The following is a 1,815-nucleotide window of genomic DNA, read 5'->3' as shown; positions in this document are numbered from 1 at the left end:
TAAAGCTTTTTGTCCGTCTATTCCGGCAGTCTTTTTACCTTTGTTCTCCTGAGTGACCCGTCTAACCGCTATCATTTTGGCAGACCAGGACTTCATCAGAGTTTTTTGAAGCTTTCTTACCACGCGGACGTTACCACGTTGTGAGGCTCGGTATATTCGTTTTTGTAACTTAAAGACGGTCATTTCTAGCTTTCGCCAGTTGACCTTCTTCCATTCCGACTGTGGGGCGAACCCCCGAGTTTTAGACTTATTCATTACTACTTACAACCATACCTTTTCCGTTTGACGTGAGTCCGTCAGCATATCCTAGACATTACTCTAGGCATTGGCTTCTGACTCAATCTTGCCCTCATCAAACTTGCGGTTGACTACCTACTCAACCATCGACCATGTTGAGAGTATCTATGGGGGTTAATTCGTTCCTGATAACCATTCTTTTGGACATTTAGGGTGGTACTATTCGCCGGGAGTTTTATTTGGAAGTCTTCATAAAGTCCCCGAACTTTATGAACTTACTCCTTTGACTGTTCTGTCTGTAGCGTGTCAGCCTATTTCGCTACATTACGCTGACGACGATTCAGGTGTACCTTCCTCTCGTACCCATATGTCCTTTGCCTGCTTAGGTTCACCACCTTAGGTTAGTAGTGCTTCACTATTCGACCCTTGCATTAGTCAATGAGTTTGTCAAATTCATTCACCAGGGTAGGGCTGTCACTCGGACTTCACGAGGGATGGATTCTCACCATCATGGTTATCAAGTTGTCATGGTTGTGTAAACCAAGCAGCTAATCCCCCAAACCCTTATAAGGTAAAGTTTTATAGCTAACGAGTCGCACAGGGGTATGCATACTTAAGGGAATACAGGGCATTAATTGTATCGCGAACCTGTTTAGGAGTTCCGATCAACAAGAGCTTGGATTTCTTAGGTTTGCGACCTTGGTTGTCTGGGGTGGGAGGAATGTTTTCAGGAAAATCTAGGAGGGCTAATTCCCAGTAATTTCCGGTAGTTACCCGTAAAAGCTGTAAATGTATCCATCTTTTCGGTGTATTGCCGATATATCTTGAGGCTTACAGCTTTTGTAACCTTTCATTCCTAACGGGGTAAATCCAAAACTTCCTTTGCTTCTGGGAGTAACCTTGCCTACTCCTAATCTTTGATGCCTAACTATATCTCCGGTAACCCAACCTTTGATCGGTTTTAATGGGTTGTGTCTGATCGGGTAACCGCATTTATTGAGTGCCGCTTTTTGTCTGCCACCTTGGCCTTTACAGGTTACTAATAGTGGCTGAGAGATTTTTAACGTTAAGGTCTCAATATTTCCAACACAAGCAGCATCAACCCAATGCTGTTTAGGAAACCCTAATTTTGTCCGATTATACTTAGTTTGTGCTCCGGTTCCAGTGATCACAGGCTTAATGCCTTGTAGTACTTTTACTAGTCTGTTCCGGGTTGCATTGACCGCCGCCGCATCCTTTAATGGCTGTTTAGCTTTGGCTTTAATCTTTTGGAGTAGCTTCGGCTTCTTTTTCAAGAAATCCTCTACAGGTTTATTTCCTTTTCGTTGATTGCACTTTTCGCAAGCCAAACAAAGGTTGCTTACGCGATTGCTTCCACCCTTGGACTTAGGGTGAATGTGCTCGATTTGCAAGGGAACATTTTGCTTTCCACAATAGGCGCACTCTCTTCCCCACTTTTCAAGCAAATACTCTCTGACCTCGTAACCTGCTAGTTTCCCTTGTTGGTACTCAACGCCACTGATTTCAGGACTCTGCATTTTCTGGGTGTCAAACTTAACTCTTTCGACCCAGATCTCA

Annotated in this window: 2 protein-coding genes; both read right to left on the bottom strand. The window is 43.9% G+C overall.

Annotated features, from left to right (window positions below; genetic code table 11):
• Nucleotides 1–255 (bottom strand): reverse transcriptase N-terminal domain-containing protein (locus F6K53_RS39635; RefSeq protein ID WP_293085490.1); only part of this gene is annotated, 255 nt, incomplete at its 3' end.
• Nucleotides 256–1,007: 752 nt separating this feature from the next.
• The coding region (gene iscB, locus F6K53_RS39630) for an RNA-guided endonuclease IscB (RefSeq protein WP_293085488.1) at nt 1,008–1,815 on the bottom strand (808 nt) is incomplete at its 5' end.

Origin of the sequence: Moorena sp. SIO4A1 (genome assembly GCF_010672065.1) — a bacterium.
Taxonomy (GTDB): domain Bacteria; phylum Cyanobacteriota; class Cyanobacteriia; order Cyanobacteriales; family Coleofasciculaceae; genus Moorena.
The sequence above is the reverse complement of the archived record's forward strand: the minus strand, read 5'-3'. Positions and strand labels throughout refer to the sequence as shown.